General features: G+C 69.2%; 26 protein-coding genes. 20 read left to right on the plus strand and 6 right to left on the minus strand.

The features are described from left to right. Window positions 1-6: 6 nt before the first annotated feature. The 12 genes from glyA to ACFY1U_RS09975 all read left to right on the plus strand — a co-directional run bounded on the left by glyA (window position 7) and on the right by ACFY1U_RS09975 (window position 11,425). Window positions 7-1,245: a serine hydroxymethyltransferase gene (glyA, locus tag ACFY1U_RS09920; protein ID WP_390693582.1), complete on the plus strand. Its 1,239-nt coding sequence runs from the start codon at window positions 7-9 to the stop codon at window positions 1,243-1,245. Between the two features lie 150 nt (window positions 1,246-1,395). Further along, complete coding sequence (locus ACFY1U_RS09925; RefSeq protein WP_390693583.1) at window positions 1,396-2,718, plus strand: MraY family glycosyltransferase; 1,323 nt, start codon at window positions 1,396-1,398, stop codon at window positions 2,716-2,718. 310 nt (window positions 2,719-3,028) lie between these two features. Next, entirely contained in the window at window positions 3,029-3,466 is a 438-nt protein-coding gene (locus ACFY1U_RS09930) for a hypothetical protein (RefSeq protein WP_390693584.1), read from the plus strand. Between the two features lie 273 nt (window positions 3,467-3,739). Next, complete coding sequence (atpB, locus tag ACFY1U_RS09935) at window positions 3,740-4,510, plus strand: F0F1 ATP synthase subunit A (RefSeq protein ID WP_390693689.1); 771 nt, start codon at window positions 3,740-3,742, stop codon at window positions 4,508-4,510. Window positions 4,511-4,580: 70 nt separating this feature from the next. Then, window positions 4,581-4,817 (plus strand): F0F1 ATP synthase subunit C, encoded by a 237-nt coding sequence (locus tag ACFY1U_RS09940; RefSeq protein WP_310766993.1) that lies wholly within the window; start codon window positions 4,581-4,583, stop codon window positions 4,815-4,817. Window positions 4,818-4,856: 39 nt separating this feature from the next. After that, window positions 4,857-5,408, plus strand: coding sequence for a F0F1 ATP synthase subunit B (locus tag ACFY1U_RS09945; RefSeq protein WP_390693585.1), 552 nt, complete (start codon window positions 4,857-4,859; stop codon window positions 5,406-5,408). Further along, the gene (locus ACFY1U_RS09950) at window positions 5,405-6,220 is read left to right on the plus strand and encodes a F0F1 ATP synthase subunit delta (RefSeq protein ID WP_390693586.1); all 816 of its coding nucleotides are present in this window, start codon (window positions 5,405-5,407) and stop codon (window positions 6,218-6,220) included. Before ACFY1U_RS09945 ends, ACFY1U_RS09950 begins: the two co-directional genes overlap by 4 nt. Before the next feature lie 140 nt (window positions 6,221-6,360). After that, on the plus strand, window positions 6,361-7,950 hold the full coding sequence (gene atpA / locus ACFY1U_RS09955; RefSeq protein ID WP_344399116.1) for a F0F1 ATP synthase subunit alpha: 1,590 nt from the start codon (window positions 6,361-6,363) through the stop codon (window positions 7,948-7,950). 21 nt (window positions 7,951-7,971) lie between these two features. Then, window positions 7,972-8,889 carry a F0F1 ATP synthase subunit gamma gene (locus ACFY1U_RS09960; protein ID WP_390693587.1) on the plus strand — a complete coding sequence of 306 codons (918 nt, stop codon included), beginning with the start codon at window positions 7,972-7,974 and terminating at the stop codon, window positions 8,887-8,889. After that, window positions 8,889-10,325 carry a F0F1 ATP synthase subunit beta gene (atpD, locus tag ACFY1U_RS09965; protein ID WP_390693588.1) on the plus strand — a complete coding sequence of 479 codons (1,437 nt, stop codon included), beginning with the start codon at window positions 8,889-8,891 and terminating at the stop codon, window positions 10,323-10,325. The genes ACFY1U_RS09960 and atpD overlap by 1 nt, the downstream gene beginning before the upstream one ends. Window positions 10,326-10,458: 133 nt before the next feature. Continuing rightward, window positions 10,459-10,836, plus strand: coding sequence for a F0F1 ATP synthase subunit epsilon (locus ACFY1U_RS09970; protein ID WP_123967497.1), 378 nt, complete (start codon window positions 10,459-10,461; stop codon window positions 10,834-10,836). A 142-nt stretch (window positions 10,837-10,978) separates the two neighbouring features. Beyond that, window positions 10,979-11,425, plus strand: coding sequence for a DUF2550 domain-containing protein (locus ACFY1U_RS09975; RefSeq protein ID WP_390693589.1), 447 nt, complete (start codon window positions 10,979-10,981; stop codon window positions 11,423-11,425). A gap of 4 nt (window positions 11,426-11,429) precedes the next feature. On the opposite strand, the gene ACFY1U_RS09980 is transcribed toward ACFY1U_RS09975, so the two are convergent. From ACFY1U_RS09980 to ACFY1U_RS09990, 3 genes are all read right to left on the minus strand, one after another. Continuing rightward, window positions 11,430-13,250, minus strand: coding sequence for a glycosyl hydrolase family 18 protein (locus ACFY1U_RS09980; RefSeq protein WP_390693590.1), 1,821 nt, complete (start codon window positions 13,248-13,250; stop codon window positions 11,430-11,432). A gap of 119 nt (window positions 13,251-13,369) precedes the next feature. Continuing rightward, window positions 13,370-14,020: a response regulator gene (locus ACFY1U_RS09985; RefSeq protein WP_390693591.1), complete on the minus strand. Its 651-nt coding sequence runs from the start codon at window positions 14,018-14,020 to the stop codon at window positions 13,370-13,372. Beyond that, entirely contained in the window at window positions 14,017-15,183 is a 1,167-nt protein-coding gene (locus ACFY1U_RS09990; protein ID WP_390693592.1) for a sensor histidine kinase, read from the minus strand. The genes ACFY1U_RS09985 and ACFY1U_RS09990 overlap by 4 nt, the downstream gene beginning before the upstream one ends. Window positions 15,184-15,334: 151 nt before the next feature. Here ACFY1U_RS09990 and ACFY1U_RS09995 point away from each other — a divergent pair, with 151 nt between their 5' ends. The 5 genes from ACFY1U_RS09995 (at window position 15,335) to ACFY1U_RS10015 (ending at window position 18,779) form a co-directional block, all read left to right on the plus strand. Next, window positions 15,335-15,898 carry a hypothetical protein gene (locus ACFY1U_RS09995; RefSeq protein ID WP_390693593.1) on the plus strand — a complete coding sequence of 188 codons (564 nt, stop codon included), beginning with the start codon at window positions 15,335-15,337 and terminating at the stop codon, window positions 15,896-15,898. A 63-nt stretch (window positions 15,899-15,961) separates the two neighbouring features. Next, window positions 15,962-16,657 carry a response regulator transcription factor gene (locus ACFY1U_RS10000; protein WP_390693594.1) on the plus strand — a complete coding sequence of 232 codons (696 nt, stop codon included), beginning with the start codon at window positions 15,962-15,964 and terminating at the stop codon, window positions 16,655-16,657. Next, window positions 16,654-18,117: a sensor histidine kinase gene (locus ACFY1U_RS10005; RefSeq protein ID WP_390693595.1), complete on the plus strand. Its 1,464-nt coding sequence runs from the start codon at window positions 16,654-16,656 to the stop codon at window positions 18,115-18,117. The genes ACFY1U_RS10000 and ACFY1U_RS10005 overlap by 4 nt, the downstream gene beginning before the upstream one ends. 51 nt (window positions 18,118-18,168) lie before the next feature. Then, window positions 18,169-18,576, plus strand: a complete 408-nt coding sequence (locus ACFY1U_RS10010; RefSeq protein WP_390693596.1) for a hypothetical protein — start codon at window positions 18,169-18,171, stop codon at window positions 18,574-18,576. Next, complete coding sequence (locus ACFY1U_RS10015) at window positions 18,576-18,779, plus strand: hypothetical protein (protein ID WP_390693597.1); 204 nt, start codon at window positions 18,576-18,578, stop codon at window positions 18,777-18,779. The genes ACFY1U_RS10010 and ACFY1U_RS10015 overlap by 1 nt, the downstream gene beginning before the upstream one ends. Here the strand turns inward: ACFY1U_RS10015 and ACFY1U_RS10020 are convergent. From ACFY1U_RS10020 to ACFY1U_RS10030, 3 genes are read right to left on the minus strand one after another with little or no spacing between them, the layout of a single operon-like run. Beyond that, entirely contained in the window at window positions 18,776-19,348 is a 573-nt protein-coding gene (locus ACFY1U_RS10020; RefSeq protein WP_390693598.1) for a cob(I)yrinic acid a,c-diamide adenosyltransferase, read from the minus strand. The two genes, ACFY1U_RS10015 and ACFY1U_RS10020, sit on opposite strands and share 4 nt — an antisense overlap. Before the next feature lie 13 nt (window positions 19,349-19,361). Then, window positions 19,362-20,111 carry an ABC transporter permease gene (locus ACFY1U_RS10025; protein ID WP_390693599.1) on the minus strand — a complete coding sequence of 250 codons (750 nt, stop codon included), beginning with the start codon at window positions 20,109-20,111 and terminating at the stop codon, window positions 19,362-19,364. 7 nt (window positions 20,112-20,118) lie between these two features. Next, window positions 20,119-20,901: an ABC transporter ATP-binding protein gene (locus ACFY1U_RS10030; protein ID WP_390693600.1), complete on the minus strand. Its 783-nt coding sequence runs from the start codon at window positions 20,899-20,901 to the stop codon at window positions 20,119-20,121. Window positions 20,902-20,982: 81 nt separating this feature from the next. Between ACFY1U_RS10030 and ACFY1U_RS10035 the strand changes: the two genes are divergently transcribed. From ACFY1U_RS10035 to ACFY1U_RS10045, 3 genes are all read left to right on the plus strand, one after another. Beyond that, the gene (locus tag ACFY1U_RS10035; protein WP_390693601.1) at window positions 20,983-21,624 is read left to right on the plus strand and encodes a TetR/AcrR family transcriptional regulator; all 642 of its coding nucleotides are present in this window, start codon (window positions 20,983-20,985) and stop codon (window positions 21,622-21,624) included. Window positions 21,625-21,762: 138 nt separating this feature from the next. Beyond that, window positions 21,763-22,611 carry a 3-hydroxyacyl-CoA dehydrogenase family protein gene (locus ACFY1U_RS10040; RefSeq protein ID WP_030928606.1) on the plus strand — a complete coding sequence of 283 codons (849 nt, stop codon included), beginning with the start codon at window positions 21,763-21,765 and terminating at the stop codon, window positions 22,609-22,611. 169 nt (window positions 22,612-22,780) lie between these two features. Beyond that, on the plus strand, window positions 22,781-23,104 hold the full coding sequence (locus ACFY1U_RS10045; RefSeq protein ID WP_030928603.1) for an STAS domain-containing protein: 324 nt from the start codon (window positions 22,781-22,783) through the stop codon (window positions 23,102-23,104). Window positions 23,105-23,179: the final 75 nt, after the last annotated feature.

Genomic DNA, 23,179 nt, shown 5'->3' on the forward strand with positions numbered 1-23,179 from the left:
CCCATCATGCCGGTCACTCATACCCTCGAGGCCGATGTCCTGCGCCGGCAGGACCCCGAGCTGGCCGAGATCCTGCTCGGTGAGCGCGACCGGCAGTCGACGACGCTGCAGCTCATCGCCGCCGAGAACTTCTCCTCGCCCGCGGTGCTGGCCGCGCTCGGCTCGCCGCTGGCCAACAAGTACGCCGAGGGGTACCCGGGCGCCCGCCACCACGGCGGCTGCGAGATCGTCGACGTCGCCGAGCGCCTCGCCGTGGACCGTGCGAAGGCCCTGTTCGGCGCCGAGCATGCCAATGTGCAGTCGCACTCCGGCTCTTCGGCCGTCCTGGCCGCCTACGCGGCGCTCCTGCGGCCCGGCGACACCGTCCTCGCCCTCGGCCTCCCGTACGGCGGCCACCTCACGCACGGCTCGCCCGCCAACTTCTCCGGCCGCTGGTTCGACTTCGTCGGCTACGGCGTCGATGCGGAGACCGGGCTCATCGACCACGACCAGGTGCGCACCCTCGCCCGTACACACCGCCCCAAGGCGATCGTGTGCGGTTCCATCGCCTACCCCCGGCACATCGACTACGCCTTCTTCCGCGAGGTCGCCGACGAGGTCGGGGCGTATCTCATCGCCGACGCCGCCCATCCCATCGGGCTCGTCGCCGGGGGAGCGGCGCCCAGCCCGGTGCCGTACGCCGACGTGGTCTGCGCGACCACGCACAAGGTGCTGCGCGGGCCGCGCGGCGGAATGATCCTGTGCGGCGCCGAGCTCGCCGAACGGGTCGACCGGGCCGTCTTCCCCTTCACCCAGGGCGGGGCGCAGATGCACACCATCGCCGCCAAGGCCGTCGCGTTCGGCGAGGCGGCAACACCCGCGTTCAGGTCGTACGCCCATCAGGTGGTCGCCAACGCCCGGGCGCTGGCGGCTCTGCTGGCCGCCGAGGGCCTGGTGGTCACCACCGGCGGCACGGACACCCATCTGATCACCGCCGACCCGGCGCCCCTCGGCGTCGACGGCCGCACCGCGCGCGGCCGCCTCGCAGCGGCCGGAATGGTGCTGGACTGCTGTGCGCTGCCGCACGCGGACACCCGCGGCCTGCGGCTCGGCACGGCGGCCGTGACCACCCAGGGAATGGGAGAGGAGGAGATGGCCTCGATCGCCACGCTGCTCGCGGGCGTGCTGCGGGGCGAGACCGAGAGCCAGAAGGCGCGTGATCAGGTGCGCGAGCTCACCGGTAGATTTCAGCCGTACACCGGCTGAGCGGGGGTAGACGCACCTGCGTACCACTGGGTGCAGCCTGCGTGCACAGGCACGCGTGCAACCATCGTCGCTACCCGGCAGTCCCCATTCATATGCGTGCGTCGCTAGGGTGTGGGGCTGAGATGGCCAGCGAGACCTGTGGGGAAGCCTGTGCGTGAATACCTGCTGACGCTCTGCATCACGGCCGCGGTGACGTATCTGCTGACAGGGCCGGTACGGAAGTTCGCGATCGTGGCCGGAGCCATGCCGGAGATCAGGGCCCGTGACGTGCACCGGGAGCCCACTCCGCGCCTCGGCGGGATCGCCATGTTCTTCGGCCTGTGCGCGGGCCTGCTGGTCGCGGACCATCTCACCAACCTCAACGAGGTCTTCGAGAAGTCGAACGAACCGCGGGCGCTCCTCTCCGGAGCGGCGCTCATCTGGCTCATCGGCGTCCTGGACGACAAGTTCGAGATCGACGCCCTGATCAAGCTGGGCGGCCAGATGATCGCCGCCGGCGTCATGGTCATGCAGGGTCTGACGATCCTCTGGCTGCCGATCCCGAGCGTGGGCACCGTCGCGCTGACCCAGTGGCAGGGCACCCTGCTGACGGTGGCGCTGGTCGTCATCACCATCAACGCGGTCAACTTCGTGGACGGCCTCGACGGCCTCGCCTCCGGCATGGTGTGCATCGCCGCCGCCGCGTTCTTCATGTACGCGTACCGCATCTGGTACTCGTACGGCATCGAGGCCGCCGCCCCCGCGACGCTGTTCGCGGCCATCCTGATGGGCATGTGCCTGGGCTTCCTGCCGCACAACATGCACCCCGCGCGCATCTTCATGGGCGACTCGGGCTCGATGCTGATCGGGCTGGTGCTGGCCGCGGGTGCGATCTCCATCACGGGGCAGGTCGACCCGGACAGCCTGTTCGGCGGGTCACAGCGTCAGGCGGTGCACCAGATGGTGCCGGTCTACATCCCGCTGCTGCTGCCGCTGACGATCATCGCCATCCCGGCCGCCGACCTGGTGCTGGCCATCGTGCGCCGCACCTGGCGCGGCCAGTCGCCGTTCGCCGCGGACCGCGGGCATCTGCACCACCGGCTGCTGGAGATCGGGCACTCGCACAGCAGGGCCGTCCTGATCATGTACTTCTGGTCGGCGCTGATCGCCTTCGGCGCCCTCGCCTACTCGGTCAACTCGGCCTCGATGTGGATCGTGCTGGGCATCGTGTTCCTCAGCGCCATCGGCCTGCTGCTCCTGCTGCTGCCGCGCTTCACGCCGCGCGCCCCGCGCTGGGCCGAGCACTTCGTGCCGCCGCGCTACCGCCGCCGCAGGGCCGTCGCCGAAACCGCGTCCACGCCCGCGCACCCGGCCGCGGTCGACGACGAGCAGCGTCCTCCGGTCGTGGCCGGTGTGGCAGGCGTGAACGGTGCGACCGCTCTGGGCGCCCGTCCGCGCTTCCTGGACCGCCGCAAGGCCGGTACCTCGCGCTGACTATTGCGTTGACCGGCAAGGTAAGAATCTGACTAGAGCATTGCCAACTCGTGGGGGAGCAAAGCCCCCCAATACCAGACAAGTCGGTTCGGTTTCTGCACAGACGCGCACTGTCACTCTCATGTGTGACAGCAAGCACACCGACTAGGTAAAGACCGCATCAAATAGTTTGTGATACGGTTCACGAGAACCCCGGAGAGAGCTGAAGGACCGTAGTGCGACGGTCCATTGGCCGTGAGTTCCCCTCTCGATCCGGGACTACGCTCGTCCATGACGACACCTGCCCCCCTGTGAAAGCGGAGTTGCCGCCATGCCGTCCAATGACGCCCGGAACCTCTTGCAGACCGCTGTCCCCGCAGCGGCTGTCGGCGCGATCGTCGTCGCCGTCAGCGCTGGGGTCGCCGGCGGCAAGGGTGCGCTCGGCGCGGTGGTCGGCACACTGCTCGCGATCCTGTTCATGGGAATCGGTCTGTATGTCCTGCAGTGGACGGCAAAAACGCTCCCGCAGTTGTTCCAGGCCATGGGGCTGATGCTGTACGTCGCTCAGCTCCTGCTGCTCCTGATCTTCGTGGCCGTCTTCAAGGACACCACCCTCTTCAATGCGAAGACGTTCGCCGTCTCGCTCGTCGTCGCGACTGTCGTGTGGATGGCTGCGCAGGCTCGTGCGCATATGAAAGCCAAGCTTTTCTACGTCGACCCCGACTCCGAGAAGAGTGGAAAGTCCGAGAAGACAGGGTCGTCGTCGTGAGGGATAGGGGCGGGATAAAGGCTTGTGAGATCTCCTGCTATCGTCCGGTGCCAACTGCGGCATCGCGGGCGCGGGCATCTGAGCTGACGCCTGATCGATCGCGAGGCTTGATGCCCCCCAGCCGCCCTCACATCCGTAACACCAGTCCAGTGCCGACCCGCGGCTGCGCGCCGCGCCGACACAACGAGGTTGCCGTACCCATGCGTCACGCCGAAGGAGCCCGCGGTGAGTGCTGACCAGACCCAGCTCGCCTTTGACTGGAGTTGTCGGATCATGTCCGACAACGGGTGTGGCTTCCCGGCTCCGGGTCTGCACTCGTTCCTGTTCAAGCCGATCGTCACGGTCGGTGGGGTCGAGTTCAACAAGGTGATGCTGCTTGCGCTCATCACCAGCCTCCTCGTCGTCACCTTCTTCTGGGCGGCCTTCGGCAAGGCGAAGGTGGTCCCGGGCAAGCTGCAGATGGTCGGCGAGGCCGGTTACGACTTCGTGCGCCGCGGCATCGTCTACGAGACGCTCGGCAAGCGCGAGGGCGAGAAGTGGGTGCCGCTCATGGTGTCCCTCTTCTTCTTCATCTGGATCATGAACATCTGGTCCGTGATCCCGCTGGCACAGTTCCCGGTGTCGTCGGTCTTCGCCTTCCCGGTCGTCCTGGCCGCGCTCGTCTGGATCCTGTGGGTCGGACTCACCTTCAAGCGCCACGGCTTCGTCGGTTTCTTCAAGAACATCACCGGCTATGACAAGACGCTCGGCGCGGTGCTGCCGCTCGTCATGGTCATCGAGTTCTTCTCGAACCTCTTCGTCCGCCCGTTCACGCACGCGGTGCGACTCTTCGCCAACATGTTCGCGGGTCACCTGATGCTGGTGATGTTCACCGTCGCCTCCTGGTACCTGCTGAACAGCTACATGATCCCGGCCGCCGGCGTCTCGTTCGTGATGACCGTGATCATGATCCTCTTCGAGCTTTTCGTGCAGGCCGTCCAGGCGTACGTCTTCGTGCTGCTGGCCTGCTCGTACATTCAGGGCGCTCTCGCCGAGCACCACTGAGCCCCACCCCCAACCCCCAGCCGTCCGGTGGTCAACCCCCATCGGTCCGTTAAGAGAAGGAAGATTCAGCATGGCTGCCACTGAGACCCTCGCCGCTGTCTCCGGTTCCATCGGTTCGGTCGGTTACGGCCTCGCTGCCATCGGCCCCGGCGTCGGCGTCGGCATCATCTTCGGTAACGGCACCCAGGCCCTCGCCCGTCAGCCCGAGGCTGCCGGCCTGATCCGCGCCAACCAGATCCTCGGCTTCGCCTTCTGCGAGGCGCTCGCCCTCATCGGCATCGTTATGCCGTTCGTGTTCGGTCAGTAATTCACTTCTGACCCACACGAAGCGACGAAAGGCACTGATGTGATCGCCAACCACTTGGTACAGCTCGCGGCCGAGGAAAAGCAGAACCCCCTCGTCCCGGCTGGTCCCGAGCTGCTCGTCGGCGCCATCGCCTTCGCCATCGTGTTCTTCTTCTTCTGGAAGAAGCTGCTCCCGAACATCAACAAGGTTCTGGAGGAGCGCCGCGAGGCGATCGAAGGTGGCATCGAGAAGGCCGAGGCCGCTCAGGTCGAGGCGCAGAGCGTTCTCGAGCAGTACAAGGCCCAGCTCGCCGAGGCCCGGCACGAGGCCGCGCGTCTGCGCCAGGAGGCGCAGGAGCAGGGTGCCGCGCTGATCGCCGAGATGCGCGCCGAGGGCCAGCGGCAGCGCGAGGAGATCGTCGCCGCCGGCCACGCGCAGATCGAGGCCGACCGCAAGGCCGCCGCGTCCGCGCTGCGGCAGGACGTCGGTCACCTCGCGACCGAGCTGGCCGGCAAGCTCGTCGGTGAGTCCCTCGAGGACCACGCCCGGCAGAGCCGCGTCATCGACCGCTTCCTCGACGACCTCGAGGAGAAGGCCGAGGCCACCCGATGAACGGAGCGAGCCGCGAGGCCCTGGCAGCCGCACGCGAGCGCCTCGACGCGCTGACGGACTCCACGTCCGCCGACGCGACGAAGCTCGCCGACGAGCTGGCCGCCGTCACCGCGCTGCTCGACCGCGAGGTGTCGCTGCGTCGGGTCCTCACCGACCCGGCGCAGGCCGGTGAGGCGAAGGCCGAGCTGGCCCAGCGTCTGCTCGGCTCCCAGGTCGGCGGGGCCACTGCCGACCTGGTGTCCGGCATGGTGCGCTCCCGGTGGTCGCAGTCCCGTGACCTGGTGGACGCGCTGGAGGAGCTGGCGGACACCGCCGAGCTCACCGCCGCGCAGAAGAGGGGCGCGCTCGACGACGTGGAGGACGAGCTGTTCCGCTTCGGGCGGATCGTCTCCTCGAACACCGAGCTGCGTGCCGCGCTGACCGACCGCGCCGCCACCACCGCGGCCAAGACCGAGCTGCTGCACCGGCTGCTCGGCCGCCGGGCCGTCCCGTCGACCGAGCGTCTTGTGACGCGCCTTGTGACCGCGCCGCGGGGACGTAGCCTGGAGGCGGGACTGGAGTCCCTGTCCAAGCTCGCCGCCGAGCGCCGGGACCGGCTGGTCGCCGTCGTCACCTCGGCGGTGCCGCTGAGCGACACGCAGAAGCAGCGCCTGGGCGCCGCTCTCGCGAAGCTCTACGGCCACACGATGCACCTCAACATCGACGTGGACCCCGAGGTCCTCGGCGGAATCCGGGTGCAGGTCGGCGATGAGGTCATCAACGGCTCGATCGCGGACCGCATCGAGGACGCCGGCCGCCGCCTGGCGGGCTGAGCAGCAACTTCATAAGCAGAACAGAGCAGTACAGCAGTACGTACCTACGGCCCGGTTGGGTCGTGCAGAGGATTCCTGGGGGTCGCCCCCAGACCCCCAAGTTGAAACTTCGGGCCCAACAAGGAGAGCAGGGAACCCAGATGGCGGAGCTCACGATCCGGCCGGAGGAGATCCGGGACGCGCTGGAGAACTTCGTCCAGTCGTACAAGCCGGACGCGGCCTCGCGCGAGGAGGTCGGTACGGTCACCCTTGCCGGCGACGGCATCGCGAAGGTCGAGGGTCTGCCCTCGGCCATGGCCAACGAACTGCTGAAGTTCGAGGACGGCACCCTCGGCCTCGCCCTCAACCTCGAGGAGCGCGAGATCGGTGCCATCGTCCTCGGTGAGTTCAGCGGCATCGAGGAGGGTCAGCCGGTGCAGCGCACCGGTGAGGTGCTCTCCGTGGCAGTCGGCGAGGGCTACCTCGGCCGCGTCGTCGACCCGCTCGGCAACCCGATCGACGGCCTCGGCGAGATCGAGACGTCCGGTCGCCGCGCCCTCGAACTGCAGGCCCCCACGGTCATGCAGCGCAAGTCGGTGCACGAGCCGATGGAGACCGGCTACAAGGCCGTCGACGCGATGACCCCCGTCGGCCGCGGTCAGCGTCAGCTGATCATCGGTGACCGCCAGACCGGCAAGACCGCCCTGGCCGTCGACACGATCATCAACCAGCGCGACAACTGGCGCTCGGGCGACCCGAAGAAGCAGGTCCGCTGCATCTACGTCGCCATCGGCCAGAAGGGCTCGACCATCGCGTCGGTCCGCCGCGCGCTGGAGGAGAACGGCGCGCTGGAGTACACGACCATCGTCGCCGCCCCCGCGTCCGACCCGGCCGGCTTCAAGTACCTTGCGCCGTACACCGGTTCGGCCATCGGTCAGCAGTGGATGTACGAGGGCAAGCACGTCCTCATCATCTTCGACGACCTGTCGAAGCAGGCCGACGCCTACCGCGCCGTGTCGCTGCTGCTGCGCCGCCCGCCGGGCCGTGAGGCCTACCCGGGTGACGTCTTCTACCTGCACTCCCGTCTGCTGGAGCGCTGCGCGAAGCTCTCCGACGACATGGGCGCCGGCTCGATGACCGGTCTTCCGATCGTCGAGACCAAGGCCAACGACGTCTCGGCGTTCATCCCGACCAACGTCATCTCCATCACCGACGGCCAGTGCTTCCTGGAGTCGGACCTGTTCAACGCCGGTCAGCGCCCCGCGCTGAACGTCGGTATCTCCGTCTCCCGAGTCGGTGGTTCCGCGCAGCACAAGGCGATGAAGCAGGTCTCCGGCCGTCTGCGTGTCGACCTCGCCCAGTTCCGTGAGCTGGAGGCGTTCGCCGCCTTCGGTTCCGACCTGGACGCCGCGTCGAAGGCGCAGCTGGAGCGCGGTCAGCGCATGGTCGAGCTGCTGAAGCAGGCCCAGTACCAGCCGATGTCGACCGAGGACCAGGTCGTCTCGGTGTGGGCCGGCACCACCGGCAAGATGGACGACGTCCCGGTCAACGACATCCGCCGCTTCGAGAAGGAGCTGCTGGAGTACCTGCACCGCAAGGAGCAGGGCCTGCTCACCTCCATCAAGGAGGGCGGCAAGATGTCGGACGACACCCTCACCGCTGTCGCCGACGCGATCGCCGAGTTCAAGAAGCAGTTCGAGACCTCGGACGGCAAGCTTCTCGGCGAGGACGCCCCGGCCGCCGCCAAGTGACGTAAGGAAGGGACCTGACTCATGGGAGCCCAGCTCCGGGTCTACAAGCGTCGCATCCGATCCGTCACCGCGACCAAGAAGATCACCAAGGCGATGGAGATGATCGCCGCCTCGCGCGTCGTCAAGGCGCAGCGCAAGGTGGCGGCCTCCACGCCGTACGCGCAGGAACTGACGCGTGCGGTCACTGCGGTCGGTACCGGCTCGAACACCAAGCACCCGCTGACCACGCAGGCCGAGACGGTCACGCGGTCCGCGGTGCTGCTCCTCACGAGCGACCGCGGTCTCGCCGGTGCCTTCAACTCCAACGCCATCAAGGCGGCGGAGCAGCTCACCGAGCGGCTGGAGCGCGAGGGCAAGGAGGTCGACATCTACATCGTCGGCCGCCGTGGCCTCGCCCACTACAACTTCCGTGAGCGCAAGGTCGCGGAGTCGTGGACCGGCTTCACCGACGAGCCCACGTACGCGGACGCCAAGAAGGTCGCGGCGCCGCTGATCGAGGCCATCGAGACCGAGACGGCCGAGGGCGGCGTGGACGAACTCCACATCGTCTTCACCGAGTTCGTGTCGATGATGACGCAGACGGCCCTCGACGACCGTCTGCTGCCGCTCAGCCTCGAAGAAGTGGCGAAGGAAGCAGCCCCCCAGGGCGAGATCCTCCCGCTGTACGACTTCGAGCCCTCGGCGGAGGACGTCCTCGACGCCCTGCTGCCGCGCTATGTGGAGAGCCGTATCTACAACGCGCTGCTCCAGTCGGCCGCTTCCAAGCACGCCGCCACGCGGCGCGCGATGAAGTCGGCGACCGACAACGCGGGCGAGCTCATCGAGACGCTCTCCCGTCTTGCCAACGCGGCCCGCCAGGCCGAAATCACCCAGGAAATCAGCGAGATCGTCGGTGGCGCGAGCGCCCTGGCCGACGCGACCGCGGGGAGTGACCGCTAATGACCACCACTGTTGAGACCGCGACGGCTACGGGCCGCGTCGCCCGGGTCATCGGCCCGGTCGTCGACGTGGAGTTCCCCGTCGACGCGATGCCGGACATCTACAACGCGCTTCACGTCGAGGTGGCCGACCCGGCCAACGCCGGCGAGAAGAAGACGCTGACCCTGGAGGTCGCCCAGCACCTGGGTGACGGCCTGGTCCGCACCATCTCCATGCAGCCCACCGACGGTCTGGTCCGCCAGTCCGCGGTGACCGACACGGGCAACTCCATCACCGTGCCGGTCGGCGACTTCACCAAGGGCAAGGTGTTCAACACCCTCGGTGAGGTGCTCAACGTCGACGAGCAGTACGACGGCGAGCGCTGGGGCATCCACCGCAAGGCCCCGAACTTCGACGAGCTCGAGTCGAAGACCGAGATGTTCGAGACCGGCGTCAAGGTCATCGACCTTCTCACCCCGTACGTCAAGGGTGGAAAGATCGGTCTGTTCGGCGGCGCCGGCGTCGGCAAGACGGTGCTCATCCAGGAGATGATCTACCGCGTCGCCAACAACCACGACGGTGTCTCCGTGTTCGCCGGTGTCGGCGAGCGCACCCGTGAGGGCAACGACCTCATCGAGGAGATGTCCGACTCGGGCGTCATCGACAAGACCGCGCTGGTCTTCGGTCAGATGGACGAGCCCCCGGGCACCCGTCTGCGCGTGGCCCTCGCGGGTCTGACCATGGCGGAGTACTTCCGCGATGTGCAGAAGCAGGACGTGCTGTTCTTCATCGACAACATCTTCCGCTTCACGCAGGCCGGTTCCGAGGTGTCGACGCTGCTCGGCCGTATGCCCTCCGCGGTGGGCTACCAGCCGAACCTGGCCGACGAGATGGGTCTCCTCCAGGAGCGCATCACCTCGACCCGTGGTCACTCGATCACCTCGATGCAGGCGATCTACGTTCCCGCGGACGACCTGACCGACCCGGCCCCGGCCACCACCTTCGCCCACCTCGACGCGACGACGGTTCTCTCCCGTCCGATCTCCGAGAAGGGCATCTACCCGGCCGTGGACCCGCTGGACTCCACGTCCCGCATCCTGGACCCGCGCTACATCGCGCAGGACCACTACGACGCCGCCATGCGCGTCAAGACGATCCTGCAGAAGTACAAGGACCTCCAGGACATCATCGCGATCCTCGGTATCGACGAGCTCGGCGAGGAGGACAAGCTCGTCGTCCACCGTGCCCGTCGCGTGGAGCGCTTCCTGTCCCAGAACACCCACGTCGCCAAGCAGTTCACCGGCGTCGACGGGTCGGACGTCCCGCTGGACGAGTCGATCGCGGCCTTCAACGCGATCTGCGACGGCGAGTACGACCACTTCCCGGAGCAGGCGTTCTTCATGTGCGGTGGCATCGAGGACCTCAAGGCCAACGCCAAGGAGCTGGGCGTCTCCTGAACTCCCTGAGTTCGAATTGAGCCCTACGGCTCATGTGCGAGGGGGCGGGGTACGTCCCGCCCCCTCTGCCACGCCCACTAGACTTGTAACCAACACCCGGCAGACCCGCCGGGTGGTGACCCGAGGAGCCACCTTGGCTGCTGAGCTGCACGTCGCGCTGGTCGCGGCCGACCGAGAGGTCTGGTCCGGCGAGGCCACCCTGGTCGTCGCGCGCACCACGTCCGGCGACATCGGCGTCATGCCCGGTCACCAGCCGCTGCTCGGTGTGCTGGAGTCGGGCCCGGTGACCATCCGTACGAGTGATGGTGGAACGGTCGTCGCCGCGGTGCACGGCGGTTTCATCTCGTTCGCGGACAACAAGCTGTCGCTGCTGGCCGAGATCGCCGAGCTGTCGGACGAGATCGATGTCCAGCGCGCGGAGCGCGAGCTGGAGCGCGCGAAGGCGGAGGGCGACGCCTCCGCCGAGCGACGCGCGGACGTACGACTGCGTGCGGCGACGGCGACCCGCTGAAGCCCCACGCGGTGTGAAGACGTCACTCAGCCGCGGCCGGCACCGGAGCAATCCGGAGCCGACCGCGGCTGAGGCAGATATAAGGGTTTTTTCCGTTCCGTTACCTATTTTCGGTACCTAGGAGACGAGGAGGTCGGTGTCGATGGTCCTCGCTCTGACTGTGTGCGGAGCCGTGGTCGCCCTTGTGGTGCTGGGGCTGTTCGTCTTCGGCCTGCGCCGCAGACTGATCCAGCGCTCGGGCGGCACCTTCGACTGCAGCCTGCGCTGGGACGTCCCGGAGAAGACCGACACCAGCGGAAAAGGCTGGAGCTACGGAGTCGCCCGCTACAACGGCGACCGCATCGAGTGGTACCGCGTCTTCTCCTACGCCTACCGCCCGCGCCGCATCCTGGAGCGCGCCGCGATCGAGGTCGCCGGCCGCCGCCTCCCCGAGGGCGAGGAGGAGCTGGCACTGCTCTCCGATGCGGTGATCCTCACCTGTCTGCACCGCGGCACGCGTCTCGAACTCGCGATGAGCGAAGACGCGCTGACCGGTTTCCTCGCGTGGCTGGAGGCAGCCCCGCCCGGTCAGCGCGTCAACGTCGCCTAGGTGCTCACAGGTTGTTGCTGATGGCGCTCACGAGCTCACCGTTGCTGGTGTCGCCGCTGAACTCCCAGAAGAACGCGCCGCCCAGACCCTGGGACTTGGCCCAGCTCATCTTCCCGGCGATGGTCGACGGGGTGTCGTACGACCACCAGTTGCTGCCGCAGTGCGCATACGCCGTGCCGGCGACGGTGCCGGTGACCGGGCAGGACGTCTTGAGGACCTTGTAGTCCTCGATGCCCTGCTCGTACGTTCCCGCCGCGGCGCCCGTGGCGGTGCCGCCCGGCGCGTCCTGGGTCACGCCCGTCCAGCCGCGGCCGTAGAAGCCGATGCCGATCAGCAGCTTGCTCGCGGGGACGCCGGCCGCCTTGTACTTGGCGATCGCGTCGGCCGTGGTGAACCCGGCCTTCGGGATGCCGCTGTACGAGGTGAGCGGGGAGTGCGGGGCGGTCGGGCCCTGGGCGTCCCAGGCGCCGAAGAAGTCGTACGTCATCACGTTGTACCAGTTGACGTACTGGGCGGCGCCCGCGTAGTCGGCGGCCTCGATCTTGCCGCCGGAGGAGCCGTCCGCGGTGACCGCGGCCGTGACCAGCGCGCCGGCGCCGAACTTCGCACGCAGCGCCGACATCACGTTCTTGAAGGCCGCCGCGCCGCTGGTGTCGCAGGACAGGCCGCAGGCGTTCGGGTACTCCCAGTCGATGTCGATGCCGTCGAACACGTCAGCCCAGCGCGGGTCCTTGACCAGGTTGTAGCAGGAGTTCGCGAAGGCGGTCGGGTTCGCCGCCGCCTGCCCGAAGCCGCCGGACCAGGTCCAGCCGCCGAAGGACCACAGCACCTTGATGTTCGGGTACTTGGCCTTCAGCTCGCGCAGCTGGTTGAAGTTGCCGCGCAGCGGCTGGTCCCAGGTGTCGGCCACACCGCTCACCGACTGGTCGGCGGTGAACGCCTTGTCGTAGTCGGCGTAGGAGTCGCCGATCGCGCACTGGCCGTTCGTCACGTTGCCGAAGGCGTAGTTGATGTGTGTGATCTTCGACGCGGATCCCGACGTCACCAGGTTCTTGACGTTGTAGTTGCGGCCGTAGATGCCCCACTCGGTGAAGTAGCCGAGCTTGACCGTGGAGCCGGAGGTCGGGGGAGTGGTCGTGCCGCCCGTGGTGTGCACGGCGACCGAGCCGCTGACCGGGCCGGTCTGGTCGGCGGTGTCACGGGCCTGGACGGTGTAGGAGTAGTCGGAGCCGGCGGTCAGGCCGGTGTCCGTGTACGAGGTCGTGGTGACCGTCGAGACGACCTTGCCGTCGCGCAGGACGTCGTAGTTCTTGATGCCCTTGTCGTCGGTCGCCGCCGACCAGGACAGCTTCACCGAGGTGTCGGTGATCGAGGAGGCGGTGGGGGTGCCCGGCGCGGAGGGCGCCGCGTCGCCGGGGACCGTGGTGCCGTCGCAACTGTCGCCGTTCAGCTTGCAGTTGGAGGGCGAGCCGGAGCCCGCGCCGTTGAAGCCGAAGGAGACGGAGGCGCCCGGGGCTATGGATCCGTTGTAGGACTTGTTCTTGGCGGTCCAGTGGGTTCCGGAGGACGTGACGTCCGCGTCCCAGGCCGAGGTGACGGACGTACCGGAGGGGAAGTCCCACTCGACCGTCCAGGAACTGATGGCCGTGGTGCCGGTGTTCTTCACCGTCCACTTGCCTTCGAAGCCGGTGCCCCAGTCCTGGGTCTTGGCGTACGTGGCCGTCGCGGTGGTCGCGGCCTGGGCGGGGCCTGCGAGGCCGACGAGACCGGCCAGCGGCAGCAACAGGGTCGCGAAGCCTGCCGCGGCTCTGTGTCCGAAGCGCATGGTGCGCCTCCTATGGGGAGTTGGGGGGCATGACTGAGCCTTCACGCCCACAGTGCCGCGAGAATAGAAAGGTCTGGACCATCGGTCAATAGGTCTGGACCACTCTGGGGCGGCACGTGCTAGATCCCCAACTCCTGGGCGAGTACCGCCGCTTGGACCCTGCTGCGCAGCTCCAGCTTCCCGAGAAGGCGGCTGACGTGCGTCTTCGCCGTCGCCTCCGCCATGTCGAGACGGGCCGCGATGGCGGCGTTGGACAGGCCCTCGCCGAGACAGGACAGGACCTCGCGCTCGCGGCGGGTGAGGCTGTCGAGCACGGCCGGATCGGCCGTCGGCTCACGTACGGAGGTGGTGGCGAACTCGGTGATCAGGCGGCGGGTGACGGCCGGGGCGATCAGGCCCTCGCCGCGCGCCACGGTCCGTACCGCCTCCAGCAGGTCCTTCGCCTCGGCGTTCTTGAGCAGAAAGCCGGCCGCGCCCGCCCGCAACGCCCCGAAGACGTACTCGTCGAGGTCGAAGGTGGTCAGGACGAGGACGTCGGCGAGCTGCTCCGCGACGACCCGCCGGGTCGCCGACACTCCGTCGAGCCGGGGCATCTGAACGTCCATGAGCACGAGATCGGGCCTCAACTCCCGTGCCAGCGCCACCGCCTGCTCGCCGTCCGCCGCCTCGCCGACCACCTCGATGTCGGGTGCGCTGCCCAGGATCAGGACGAGCCCGGCGCGGACGGCGGACTGGTCCTCGGCGACGAGGACCCTGATGGACCGGCTCATGCGGAACCTCCTTCGGCCAGGGGGAGCGTGGCGCGTACGGCCCAGAAGTCGCCCTCGCGGCCGGCCTCGAAGGTGCCGCCCAGTAGCGCCGCCCGCTCCCGCATGCCGACGAGTCCGGCGCCGGAGCCGGGTGCGCGCGGGCCGTCCCGGTGACCGTACGGGCTGGTCACCCGCACGTCGAGCACGCTGTCCTGCTGGGCGAGGGTGACGGTGACGCGGCCCGGGCAGGCGTGCTTGAGGGCGTTGGTCAGGGACTCCTGGACGATGCGGTAGGCGGCGAGTTCGACCGGCGCGGGGACCGCGCCGTGGTCGGTGTCGAGAGCGATGTCGAGGCCGTTGGCGCGGGCGCCGTCGACGAGGGCGGTGAGGCCGTCGAGGGTCGGGACCGCGCTCGGCTCACCGTCGGTGTCGCGCAGGATGCCGATCAGGCGCCGCATCTCCGCGAGCCCTTCGACGCTGTTCTCGCGGATGACGGCGAGGGCCTCCCTCGACGTGCCGGGATCGTCGATGGACAGTGCGGCCGTGGAGTGGATGGCGATCGCGGAGAGGTGGTTGGCGACCATGTCGTGCAACTCCCTTGCCATTCGGGCACGTTCGGCGGTGACTGCCTGGCTGCGGTCCATCTCGGCGAGCAGCGCGGTCTGTTCGGCGCGCAGCCGCTCGGCGTCGGCGGTGTCACGGTGGTCGCGCACGACCCAGCCCGTCGCCGCGGGCGCCAGAGTGACGAGCGCGACGCCGGCCCCGATGAGCAGGGCCTGCGGTATGCGCCAGGCCACGTACGGGACGACCGTCCCGAGCACCGTGAGCAGGCCGGTGATCCAGACGATGCGGCGGGCGGAGGCACGTGTGCCGTACAGGACGGCCGCATAGACGAGGTCCGTGAACATGACGATGGTGGCGAGGCTGCCGCGGGTCACCAGGTCCGCGGTGATCGCGACCGTGCCGACGAGCAGGGCGGTGCGCGGGCGGGTGCGGCGCAGGAGCTCGCAGGCAGTGGTGACGACGAGCGGCACGAGGACCGCCCAGCGGGCGTCGACCACGGTGATCGGGTCGTTCGCCGTCCGGCTGTAGAGGCCGATGGCCCACAGCAGCAGCCCACCGCCCAGTCCGCTCACGGCGATGAGTACGTCGTCACGGTGCGGACGGGTGAGTCGTGCGGCCATGGCTCCATCCAACACGGCCCGCGCACCGCGCGCGTGCTTCCGGGGGAGGGTCCCGAACTGCATCTTTCGATGTACCACGACCTCGTCACCGCCGACGACGAAGGCGCCCGCACCGACCGGAAGCCTGGAAGGACGAGGGAAGGGGTGTGTCGTGGTCGTCGGATTGATCATCGCCTGCGAGGTCGGCTTCTGGGTGCTGCTGGCGGCCGGGCTCGCCGTCCGCTACCTGCTCGAGTGGCGCCGTACGAGCGTGGCCCTGCTGCTGTGCGAGCCGCTGCTGGAGGTCGTGCTGTTCGTGGTGACGGCCGTCGACCTGAAGAACGGCGCGAAGCCGAGCTGGGGACACGGCCTGGCCGCCCTCTACATCGGCTTCACCATCGCCTACGGCCACCACACGATCCGCCGGCTCGACGGCCACGCCGCCCATCGCCTGGCCGGGGCGCCGAAACCCGTGGGCCCACCCCGCTACGGCCTCGCCCGGGCCCGCCACGAGGGCCGCCTCTGGCTGCGCACCCTGCTCGCGGTGGCCATCGCCTGCGCCCTGCTCCAGGGGGCGATCCGGTACGTCGGCGACGGCGACACCTCGTCGCTGAGGGCCTTCCAGTGGGCGGCGCTGCGGACCCTGGGCATCCACGGGATCGTCGCGTTGACGTACCTGATCTGGCCGAAGAAGCAGCCGGCGGCCGCTGCCGTGCGCCGGGACGAGCGTGCGTGAGCCTGTGTGGACGCAGTCCCAGGGAAGGGTCGTACCCTGACCGGACGCTGAGGGGAGGGACGGATGAGCGAGACGGGCAGCCCCGGTGCGGTGCTGGTCGTGGACGACGATCCGGCGATCCGGCGTTCGTTGGAGCGCGGGCTGCGGCTGAGCGGGTTTCGGGTGCGGACGGCGGACGGCGGCCGTGAGGCGCTCGCGGTGATCGGGGAGACGCCGCCGGACGTCCTCGTCCTCGATGTGTCGATGCCCGGCATGAGCGGCATCGAGGTGTGCGAACGGCTCCGCCACGACGGCCAGGACCTCCCCGTGCTCATGCTGTCGGCGCTCGACGAGACCGCCGACCGTATCGCCGGGCTCCAGGCGGGCGGCGACGACTACCTGGTCAAGCCGTTCGCGCTGCAGGAACTCGTGCTGCGGCTGCGCGCGTTGCTGCGCCGCCGCCCGCCCGCGGGGGAGGTGCTCCGGGTCGCGGGCCTGGTGATCGACCCGGCGGCCCGCACCGCGGAGCGGGACGGCAGACCGCTGGAGCTGACCCGGCGCGAGTTCGAACTCCTCGAGGTGCTCGCGCGCAACGCCGGGCTCGTCCTCACCCGCGACCAGCTCCTGGAACGGGTGTGGGGCTACGACTTCGACGTGCGGACGGACGCCGTCGACACCTTCGTCAGCTATCTGCGGCGCAAGCTGGAGGCGGACGGCCGGCCCAGGCTCGTCCACACCGTGCGCGGGGTGGGATTCGTACTGAGGGACGAGTCGTCGTGAGGCTCTCCACCCGTATCGGGCTCGCCGTCGGGGTCACCGTGCCGCTCCTCGTGCTCGCCTCCGGCTGGCTGCTGCTCCGGCTGGTCAACCACGATCTGCACAGTGCCGAGGACAGTCATCTGCGGGCACGCGCCACGGCCGTGGTCCCGGATGCCCGCGCCCTGCTGCGGGCCAGTGCGGGCGGCCGGCCCAAGGCCGCCGACAACAAGGAGCGGCTCCTGTACAGCGCGGCCCTCGACGTCGGCGTGCGCGTCGTAGCACCGGACGCCACCTTCAGCGGCGGGCCGCAGCCGGACGCCTCGGTGCCGCTGCCCGAGGCGACCAGGGGACCGGTCACCGTCCGGGACGGCGGCACCAGCTGGCGCGCGCTGTCCCGGACGATCACCACCGCGCGCGGCACGGGCACCCTCTGGGTCTTCTCGCCCAACGCCGCCGACCAGGCCCAACTCCGGCTCGTACGGCGGCGGGTGGTGGTGACGACCCTGCTCGCCGCGCCGCTGTCCGGCCTGCTCGCCTGGGGCGTCGCCACCGGCGCGACCGGCCCGCTGCGGCGCCTCACCCGCCGTACCGCCGGACTCGACCCGCGCACCAGCGCCGCCCGGCCGCCCGACGAACCCACCGGGGTGACCGAGGTCGACGAACTGGCCGCCACCCTGCGCACGGTCCTCGCCCGCTACGACGAGCAGGCCGCCCGCACCGCCGAGGCACTGGACACGGCCCGCTCCTTCTCCGCGGCCGCCTCCCACGAACTGCGCACCCCGCTGATGAGCATGGGCACCAACCTCGACATCCTCGCCGGCCACCCGGACCTCCCGGAGCCGGACCGCACGGAGGTCCTGGCCGATCTGCGCGGCGAACACGCCCGTTTGCTGAACCTGCTGGTGATGCTGCGCGAACTCGGCCGCGGCGACCTCGTCGAGGCGGAGGCCTTCCGGACCGTGGACGTGACGGAGACCGCGGACGCGGCGGTGGCCGAGGCCCGGCGGCGCGCCCCGGAGGCCCGCATCACGCTGGAGGCGGCACCCGGGCCGACGGTCCACGGCTGGGAACCCGGCATCCGTCTCCTCCTCGACAACCTGCTGGCCAACGCCCTGGCCCACGGGCGGGACGCGGCCGGGCAGGCCACCGTGACGGTCGGGGTACGGCAGACGGACGGGCAGATCGTGATCACGGTCGACGACCGTGGCCCGGGCGTGCCCGAGCCGGCCCGCGCCCGGATCTTCGAGCGCTTCGCCCGCGGCCCCGGCAGCTCGGGCTCCGGACTCGGCCTGACCCTGGTGGCCCAGCAGACGGCCCTGCACCGGGGGAGCGTCACGGTGACGGACGGGCCGCACGGCGTCGGCGCTCGTTTCGAGGTACGGCTGCCGTCCACGGGCGCGGCCCCGCCCGCCCGCCGGGACTGGCTGATCGGCACAGCCGGGGCAAACCGGTCACAGAGTTTCCCCAAAGAGCCTTCGTAGCCTCCACGGCAGGCGGACGGACGAAGGGCCGTCCGCGGAACGGAGGCTGAGATGTATGGACGACGACACCGGCGCACACTGCTCGTGGGGGCGGCCGTAGCGGCGATCCTGGCCGGCGGTACGGGAGCTGCTGTGGCCGAGAGCACGCCCTCGCCCGCGTCCACGGCCGCCCCGGCCGGGGACGGGGCCAAGGCCCTGTGCAAGCGGGCGCCGAAGATCGACCGACGCATCGACCGCGCCCTGAACCGGCTGAACGCCGGCGCCGACAAGCGCGGTTCGATCGCCCGGCTGCAGCAGCGGGTGGACCAGGCGAAGGCAGCCGGTCACAGCGAGATCGCCACGTACCTCCAGGACCGGCTGACCTTCCGCAAGTCCCTGGTGACGACGCTCCAGCAGCGGCAGAAGGACCTGAACGACGTCCGGACCTGGTGCAAGGACAACAACGAGGGCGCGAGCTGATGCGTCTGAAGGCCGCGGCCGCCGCGGCGGCCCTCCTCGCGGGACTCACCGCGGGCTGCGCGCCCCACGGCGGCACGGCGGACAAGGCACCCGCCACGCCCGCGACCCCCTCCGGCTACTCGGAGATGCAGCAGAAGGTGGCCGCCGCCGAATCCGCCGTCGCCCGGGCGGACCAGGACGCGGCGCATGACGCCGAGCGCTAGCGCTCCCCGCCCGGCACCCACAGCACATCGCCGACGTCCTTGTTGGCGGTGCGGGCCAGGATGAACAGGAGGTCCGACAGACGGTTCAGGTAGGTCGCGGTGAGGGGATTCATCACCTCACCGTGCACCTCCAGCGCGGCCCACGTGGAGCGCTCCGCCCGCCGTACGACCGTGCAGGCCTGGTGCAGCAGGGCCGCGCCCGGGGTGCCGCCCGGGAGGATGAAGGAGCGCAGCTTCTCCAGCCGCTCGTTGAAGCGGTCGCAGTCCGCCTCCAGCTTGTCGACGTAGAACTGCTCGACCCGCAGCGGCGGGAACTCGGGGTTCTCGACGACCGGCGTGGACAGGTCCGCACCCACGTCGAACAGGTCGTTCTGCACGCGGGTGAGGACCTTGACGATCCCCTCCTCAAGCCCGCCCAGCGCGATCGCCGTACCGATCACCGCGTTCGCCTCGTTGGCGTCCGCGTACGCGGAGATCCGCAGATCGGTCTTGGCGACCCGGCTCATGTCGCCGAGGGCGGTGGTGCCCTGGTCGCCGGTCCTGGTGTAGATGCGCGTCAGATTGACCATGTGACCAGCGTAGTTACGCTCCGGCCGTCCGGAACACGCGTGTGCCCACTGTCACGGCGAGCGCCGCGAAACCGAGGGCGACCAGGACGCCGTAGAGCATGTGATCCGTCGCGTACGCGCCCACGTATGCGTCCCGCACCGCGTCCACCAGATAGCGGAACGGCATGAAGTGCGAGAGCACGTTCAGCCAGACCGGGGCCAGGGACATGGGCAGCATCAGACCGGACAGCAGCATCGACGGCATGGTCATGGCGTTGATCAGCGGCCCGAACTCCTGCGGGGTGCGGACCTTCATCGCCAGCGCGTACGACAGCGAGCCGAGCGAGACCGTCAGCAGGGCGACGAACCCGAAGCCGATCAGGACCCCGGCGAGCGGCGCCCGCAGCCCCATCACCACGGCCGCGACCACCAGCAGCACCGCCTGGAAGACGAACACCGTGGCGTCGCGCAGCACCCGGCCCAGCAGAAGCGCGAGGCGGCTGACGGGTGTCACCCGCATCCGCTCGACCACCCCCTGGCTCTGCTCGATGATGATCGAGAACCCCGCGAACGACGCCCCGAACAGACCGAGTTGAAGCAGCAGCCCCGGCACGAGGAGCTGCCAGGAACTGCCCCGCCCGCCGAGCGGCAGCCCCGTCAGCAGCGGTCCGAAGAAGAGGAGATACAGGAGCGGCATCAGCACGCCGAAGAGCAGCGCGAAGCGGGAGCGCAGGGACTGGCGGAGGTAGCGGCCGTAGATCAGTGCGGTGTCGTGGAGCAGCATCGGATTCCTATACGGCTACGGGGGCGGCGTCGGCCGGGGAGGGACCGCGGCCGGTGATGGCGAGGAAGGTGTCCTGGAGGCTCGCGTCGATCGAGCCGCCGTACCGGAGCTTGAGCGCGGTGGGCGTGCCCTCCGCCACGACCACTCCCTTGTCGACGATCACCAGACGGTCGGAGAGGGCGTCGGCCTCGTCCAGGTAATGGGTGGTCAGGAAGACCGTGGTGCCGTGCTCGTCGCGCAGACGGCGGATCAGGTCCCACAGGTCGGCGCGGCTGCCGGGGTCGAGGCCGGTCGTCGGCTCGTCGAGGAAGAGGACCTTCGGGCGGTGGGTGAGGGCCATCGCGATGTCCAGGCGGCGCCGCTGACCGCCGGAGAGGGCGGAGGTCTTCCGGTCGAGGAGCTCGCAGAGGCCCAGGTCGCGGGCCAACTCGTCGGCGCGTGCGATCGCCTGGGGCTTTGTCAGGCGGTAGAGGCGGCCCTGGGTGACGAGTTCCTCCCGCACGCTGATCTGCGCGTCGACCCCGCCCGACTGGGCGACGTAACCGCAGGCCCTCCGTACGCCCGCGGGATCGGCGGCGAGGTCGTGGCCGGCGACGGTGGCCGCGCCGCCGGTCGGGGCGAGCAGGGTCGTGAGCATGCGCAGGGTGGTGGTCTTGCCGGCGCCGTTCGGGCCGAGGAAACCGAGGATCTCGCCCTCGCGGACGGTGAGGTCGACACCGCGGACGGCCTGAACGGGGCCGCGTTTGGTCGGGAAGGTGCGGGCCAGTCCGGCCGCGCTGATGACTGCCATGCCGTACAGAAAAACAGAGGCTCACCAATTTTGCAATGACTCCAAGTTTTCAGTGGGCCCAGCGAAAGCTAGGATTCGGACATGGCAGAGGGGCTCAGGGAGCGGAAGAAGCGGCAGACCCGGCAGTACATCTCGGACGTCGCCACGGGGCTGTTCATCGAGCGCGGCTTCGACGCGGTCACGGTCGCGGAGATCGCCGAGGCCGCCGACGTCTCCGTCAATACCGTCTACAACTACTTCCCGGCGAAGGAGGACCTCTTCTTCGACCGCTCCGTCGGCATGGTCGACCGGATGGCCCGCTGGGTGCGCGGCCGGAACAAGGGGGAGTCCGCCGCTGCCGCCGTCCTGCGGGAGCTGCGCGAGGAGGTGGAGGCGGTCTCGCCGAGGGTCGGGCTGATCCCGGGGTTCGCCGCCTTCATGCGCGTCATCGAGAACGCTCCCGCCCTGCGCTCCCGGCTGTGGGCGATCGGGCAGGAGGTTCAGGCCAATCTCGAACAGGCCCTGCGCGAGGACACCGGCGCGGCCGACGACGACCCGATGCCGCATCTGATCGCAGGTCAGCTCGGCTGGGTCCACAGCTGTGTGATGGGGGTCGTCGGCCGTGAGATGGTCAAGGGGCGCAACCCGGGCGAAGTGTCACGAGAGGTACTGGTCCTCCTGGACGACATCGAGGAGCTGTTGGGCGAGAAGGTGCTCAACTACGCCGTCCGAGGCACGGAATGACCCGCCCCGGTGTGATGTCCGTCAGATGAGACGTGACGCGCATTACTTACCGGTCACACAGCACCTCACGAGCGCTAAGGTCCGCCGAAGAAGCAGACATAAACAGTGTGTAAGGCGTTTCAAAGGGGAGTCGTAAACGTGGCACGGAAGCTTGCCGTCATCGGCGCCGGCTTGATGGGTTCCGGCATCGCCCAGGTCTCCGCGCAGGCGGGCTGGGACGTGGTCCTGCGTGACGTCACCGACGAAGCGCTGAAGCGTGGCACCGACGGCATCAAGGCCTCGTACGACAAGTTCGTCAGCAAGGGCAAGCTGGAGGCGCACGACGCCGACGCCGCCCTCGGCCGCATCACCGCGACCACCGACCTGGACGCCGCCGCCGACGCGGACGTCGTCGTCGAGGCCGTCTTCGAGAAGCTGGAAGTCAAGCACGAGATCTTCCGGGCGCTCGACAAGATCGTCCGCCCGGACACCGTGCTCGCCTCCAACACCTCCGCGATCCCGATCACCAAGATCGCGGCGGCCACCGAGCACCCCGAGCGGGTCGTCGGCGTCCACTTCTTCTCGCCGGTGCCGATGATGCAGCTCGTCGAGCTCGTCCGCGGCTACAAGACGAGCGACGAAGCACTTGCCACCGCGCGGGAGTTCGCCGAGTCCGTCGGCAAGACCTGCATCGTCGTCAACCGGGACGTCGCCGGTTTCGTGACGACCCGTCTCATCTCCGCCCTCGTCGTCGAGGCGACCAAGCTCTACGAGTCGGGCGTGGCGAGCGCCGAGGACATCGACCTCGCCTGCAAGCTGGGCTTCGGCCACGCGATGGGACCGCTCGCCACGGCGGACCTGACCGGGGTCGACATCCTGCTGCACGCCACCAGCAACATCTACACCGAGTCGCAGGACGAGAAGTTCGCACCGCCGGAGCTGATGCGCCGGATGGTTGACGCCGGTGACATCGGGCGCAAGAGCGGGCAGGGCTTCTACACGTACTGACACACCAGTACGTACAGCCACTGAAACCGCACAGGCCCCGCGGGTATCACCCGCGGGGGTGAATTCGGTATCGGTTCGCTTACAGACGGCAACCTCGTCGTCGCTGAAGCAGTCAGACGTTGCACAGCCACCGTCACGGAGTACGTCACCGCACTCTCGGGGAGCGCATATGTACATCAGGGGCGACCACGCCGAGCTGGTCGTCGGGGGCCGCCTCGACGTCCGCAGCGCGGCGGACGCCCGTACGGTCCTGCACTCGGCCGTCGACGACGGAGTCGGCGACCTGGTGCTCGACCTGTCCGAACTGGACTCCTGGGACGCCACCGGACTCGGGGTGATCATGGGCGTCCACCGGCGGGCCGGCCGCTGTGGCCGGCGCCTGGTGCTGCGCGACGTTCCACCGCAGATGCAGCGCCTGCTGGTGGCCACCCGGCTGCACCGGATCCTGGCGATCGAGGGCGGCATCGGGGTGGAGTCACTGCCCCGCGTGTGACCCTCCAGGGTGATCCTCACGAGACTGTGACGTCTCGCACGGCGCGGTACCCCGGACTGTCGTAGATACTGAGCG

It is taken from the genome of Streptomyces sp. NPDC001351 (assembly GCF_042896045.1).
Lineage (GTDB): Bacteria > Actinomycetota > Actinomycetes > Streptomycetales > Streptomycetaceae > Streptomyces.

What these genes read in the sequence shown, in the direction of transcription:
- glyA (WP_390693582.1), top strand. Translation starts at nt 7, where the DNA reads ATGCCGGTCACTCATACCCTCGAGGCCGATGTCCTGCGCCGGCAGGAC.
- ACFY1U_RS09930 (WP_390693584.1), top strand. Translation starts at nt 3,029, where the DNA reads ATGCCGTCCAATGACGCCCGGAACCTCTTGCAGACCGCTGTCCCCGCA.
- atpB (WP_390693689.1), top strand. Translation starts at nt 3,740, where the DNA reads ATGTCCGACAACGGGTGTGGCTTCCCGGCTCCGGGTCTGCACTCGTTC.
- ACFY1U_RS09940 (WP_310766993.1), top strand. Translation starts at nt 4,581, where the DNA reads ATGGCTGCCACTGAGACCCTCGCCGCTGTCTCCGGTTCCATCGGTTCG.
- ACFY1U_RS09950 (WP_390693586.1), top strand. Translation starts at nt 5,405, where the DNA reads ATGAACGGAGCGAGCCGCGAGGCCCTGGCAGCCGCACGCGAGCGCCTC.
- atpA (WP_344399116.1), top strand. Translation starts at nt 6,361, where the DNA reads ATGGCGGAGCTCACGATCCGGCCGGAGGAGATCCGGGACGCGCTGGAG.
- ACFY1U_RS09960 (WP_390693587.1), top strand. Translation starts at nt 7,972, where the DNA reads ATGGGAGCCCAGCTCCGGGTCTACAAGCGTCGCATCCGATCCGTCACC.
- atpD (WP_390693588.1), top strand. Translation starts at nt 8,889, where the DNA reads ATGACCACCACTGTTGAGACCGCGACGGCTACGGGCCGCGTCGCCCGG.
- ACFY1U_RS09975 (WP_390693589.1), top strand. Translation starts at nt 10,979, where the DNA reads ATGGTCCTCGCTCTGACTGTGTGCGGAGCCGTGGTCGCCCTTGTGGTG.
- ACFY1U_RS09980 (WP_390693590.1), bottom strand. Translation starts at nt 13,250, where the DNA reads ATGCGCTTCGGACACAGAGCCGCGGCAGGCTTCGCGACCCTGTTGCTG.
- ACFY1U_RS09985 (WP_390693591.1), bottom strand. Translation starts at nt 14,020, where the DNA reads ATGAGCCGGTCCATCAGGGTCCTCGTCGCCGAGGACCAGTCCGCCGTC.
- ACFY1U_RS09990 (WP_390693592.1), bottom strand. Translation starts at nt 15,183, where the DNA reads ATGGCCGCACGACTCACCCGTCCGCACCGTGACGACGTACTCATCGCC.
- ACFY1U_RS10000 (WP_390693594.1), top strand. Translation starts at nt 15,962, where the DNA reads ATGAGCGAGACGGGCAGCCCCGGTGCGGTGCTGGTCGTGGACGACGAT.
- ACFY1U_RS10010 (WP_390693596.1), top strand. Translation starts at nt 18,169, where the DNA reads ATGTATGGACGACGACACCGGCGCACACTGCTCGTGGGGGCGGCCGTA.
- ACFY1U_RS10015 (WP_390693597.1), top strand. Translation starts at nt 18,576, where the DNA reads ATGCGTCTGAAGGCCGCGGCCGCCGCGGCGGCCCTCCTCGCGGGACTC.
- ACFY1U_RS10020 (WP_390693598.1), bottom strand. Translation starts at nt 19,348, where the DNA reads ATGGTCAATCTGACGCGCATCTACACCAGGACCGGCGACCAGGGCACC.
- ACFY1U_RS10025 (WP_390693599.1), bottom strand. Translation starts at nt 20,111, where the DNA reads ATGCTGCTCCACGACACCGCACTGATCTACGGCCGCTACCTCCGCCAG.
- ACFY1U_RS10030 (WP_390693600.1), bottom strand. Translation starts at nt 20,901, where the DNA reads ATGGCAGTCATCAGCGCGGCCGGACTGGCCCGCACCTTCCCGACCAAA.
- ACFY1U_RS10035 (WP_390693601.1), top strand. Translation starts at nt 20,983, where the DNA reads ATGGCAGAGGGGCTCAGGGAGCGGAAGAAGCGGCAGACCCGGCAGTAC.
- ACFY1U_RS10045 (WP_030928603.1), top strand. Translation starts at nt 22,781, where the DNA reads ATGTACATCAGGGGCGACCACGCCGAGCTGGTCGTCGGGGGCCGCCTC.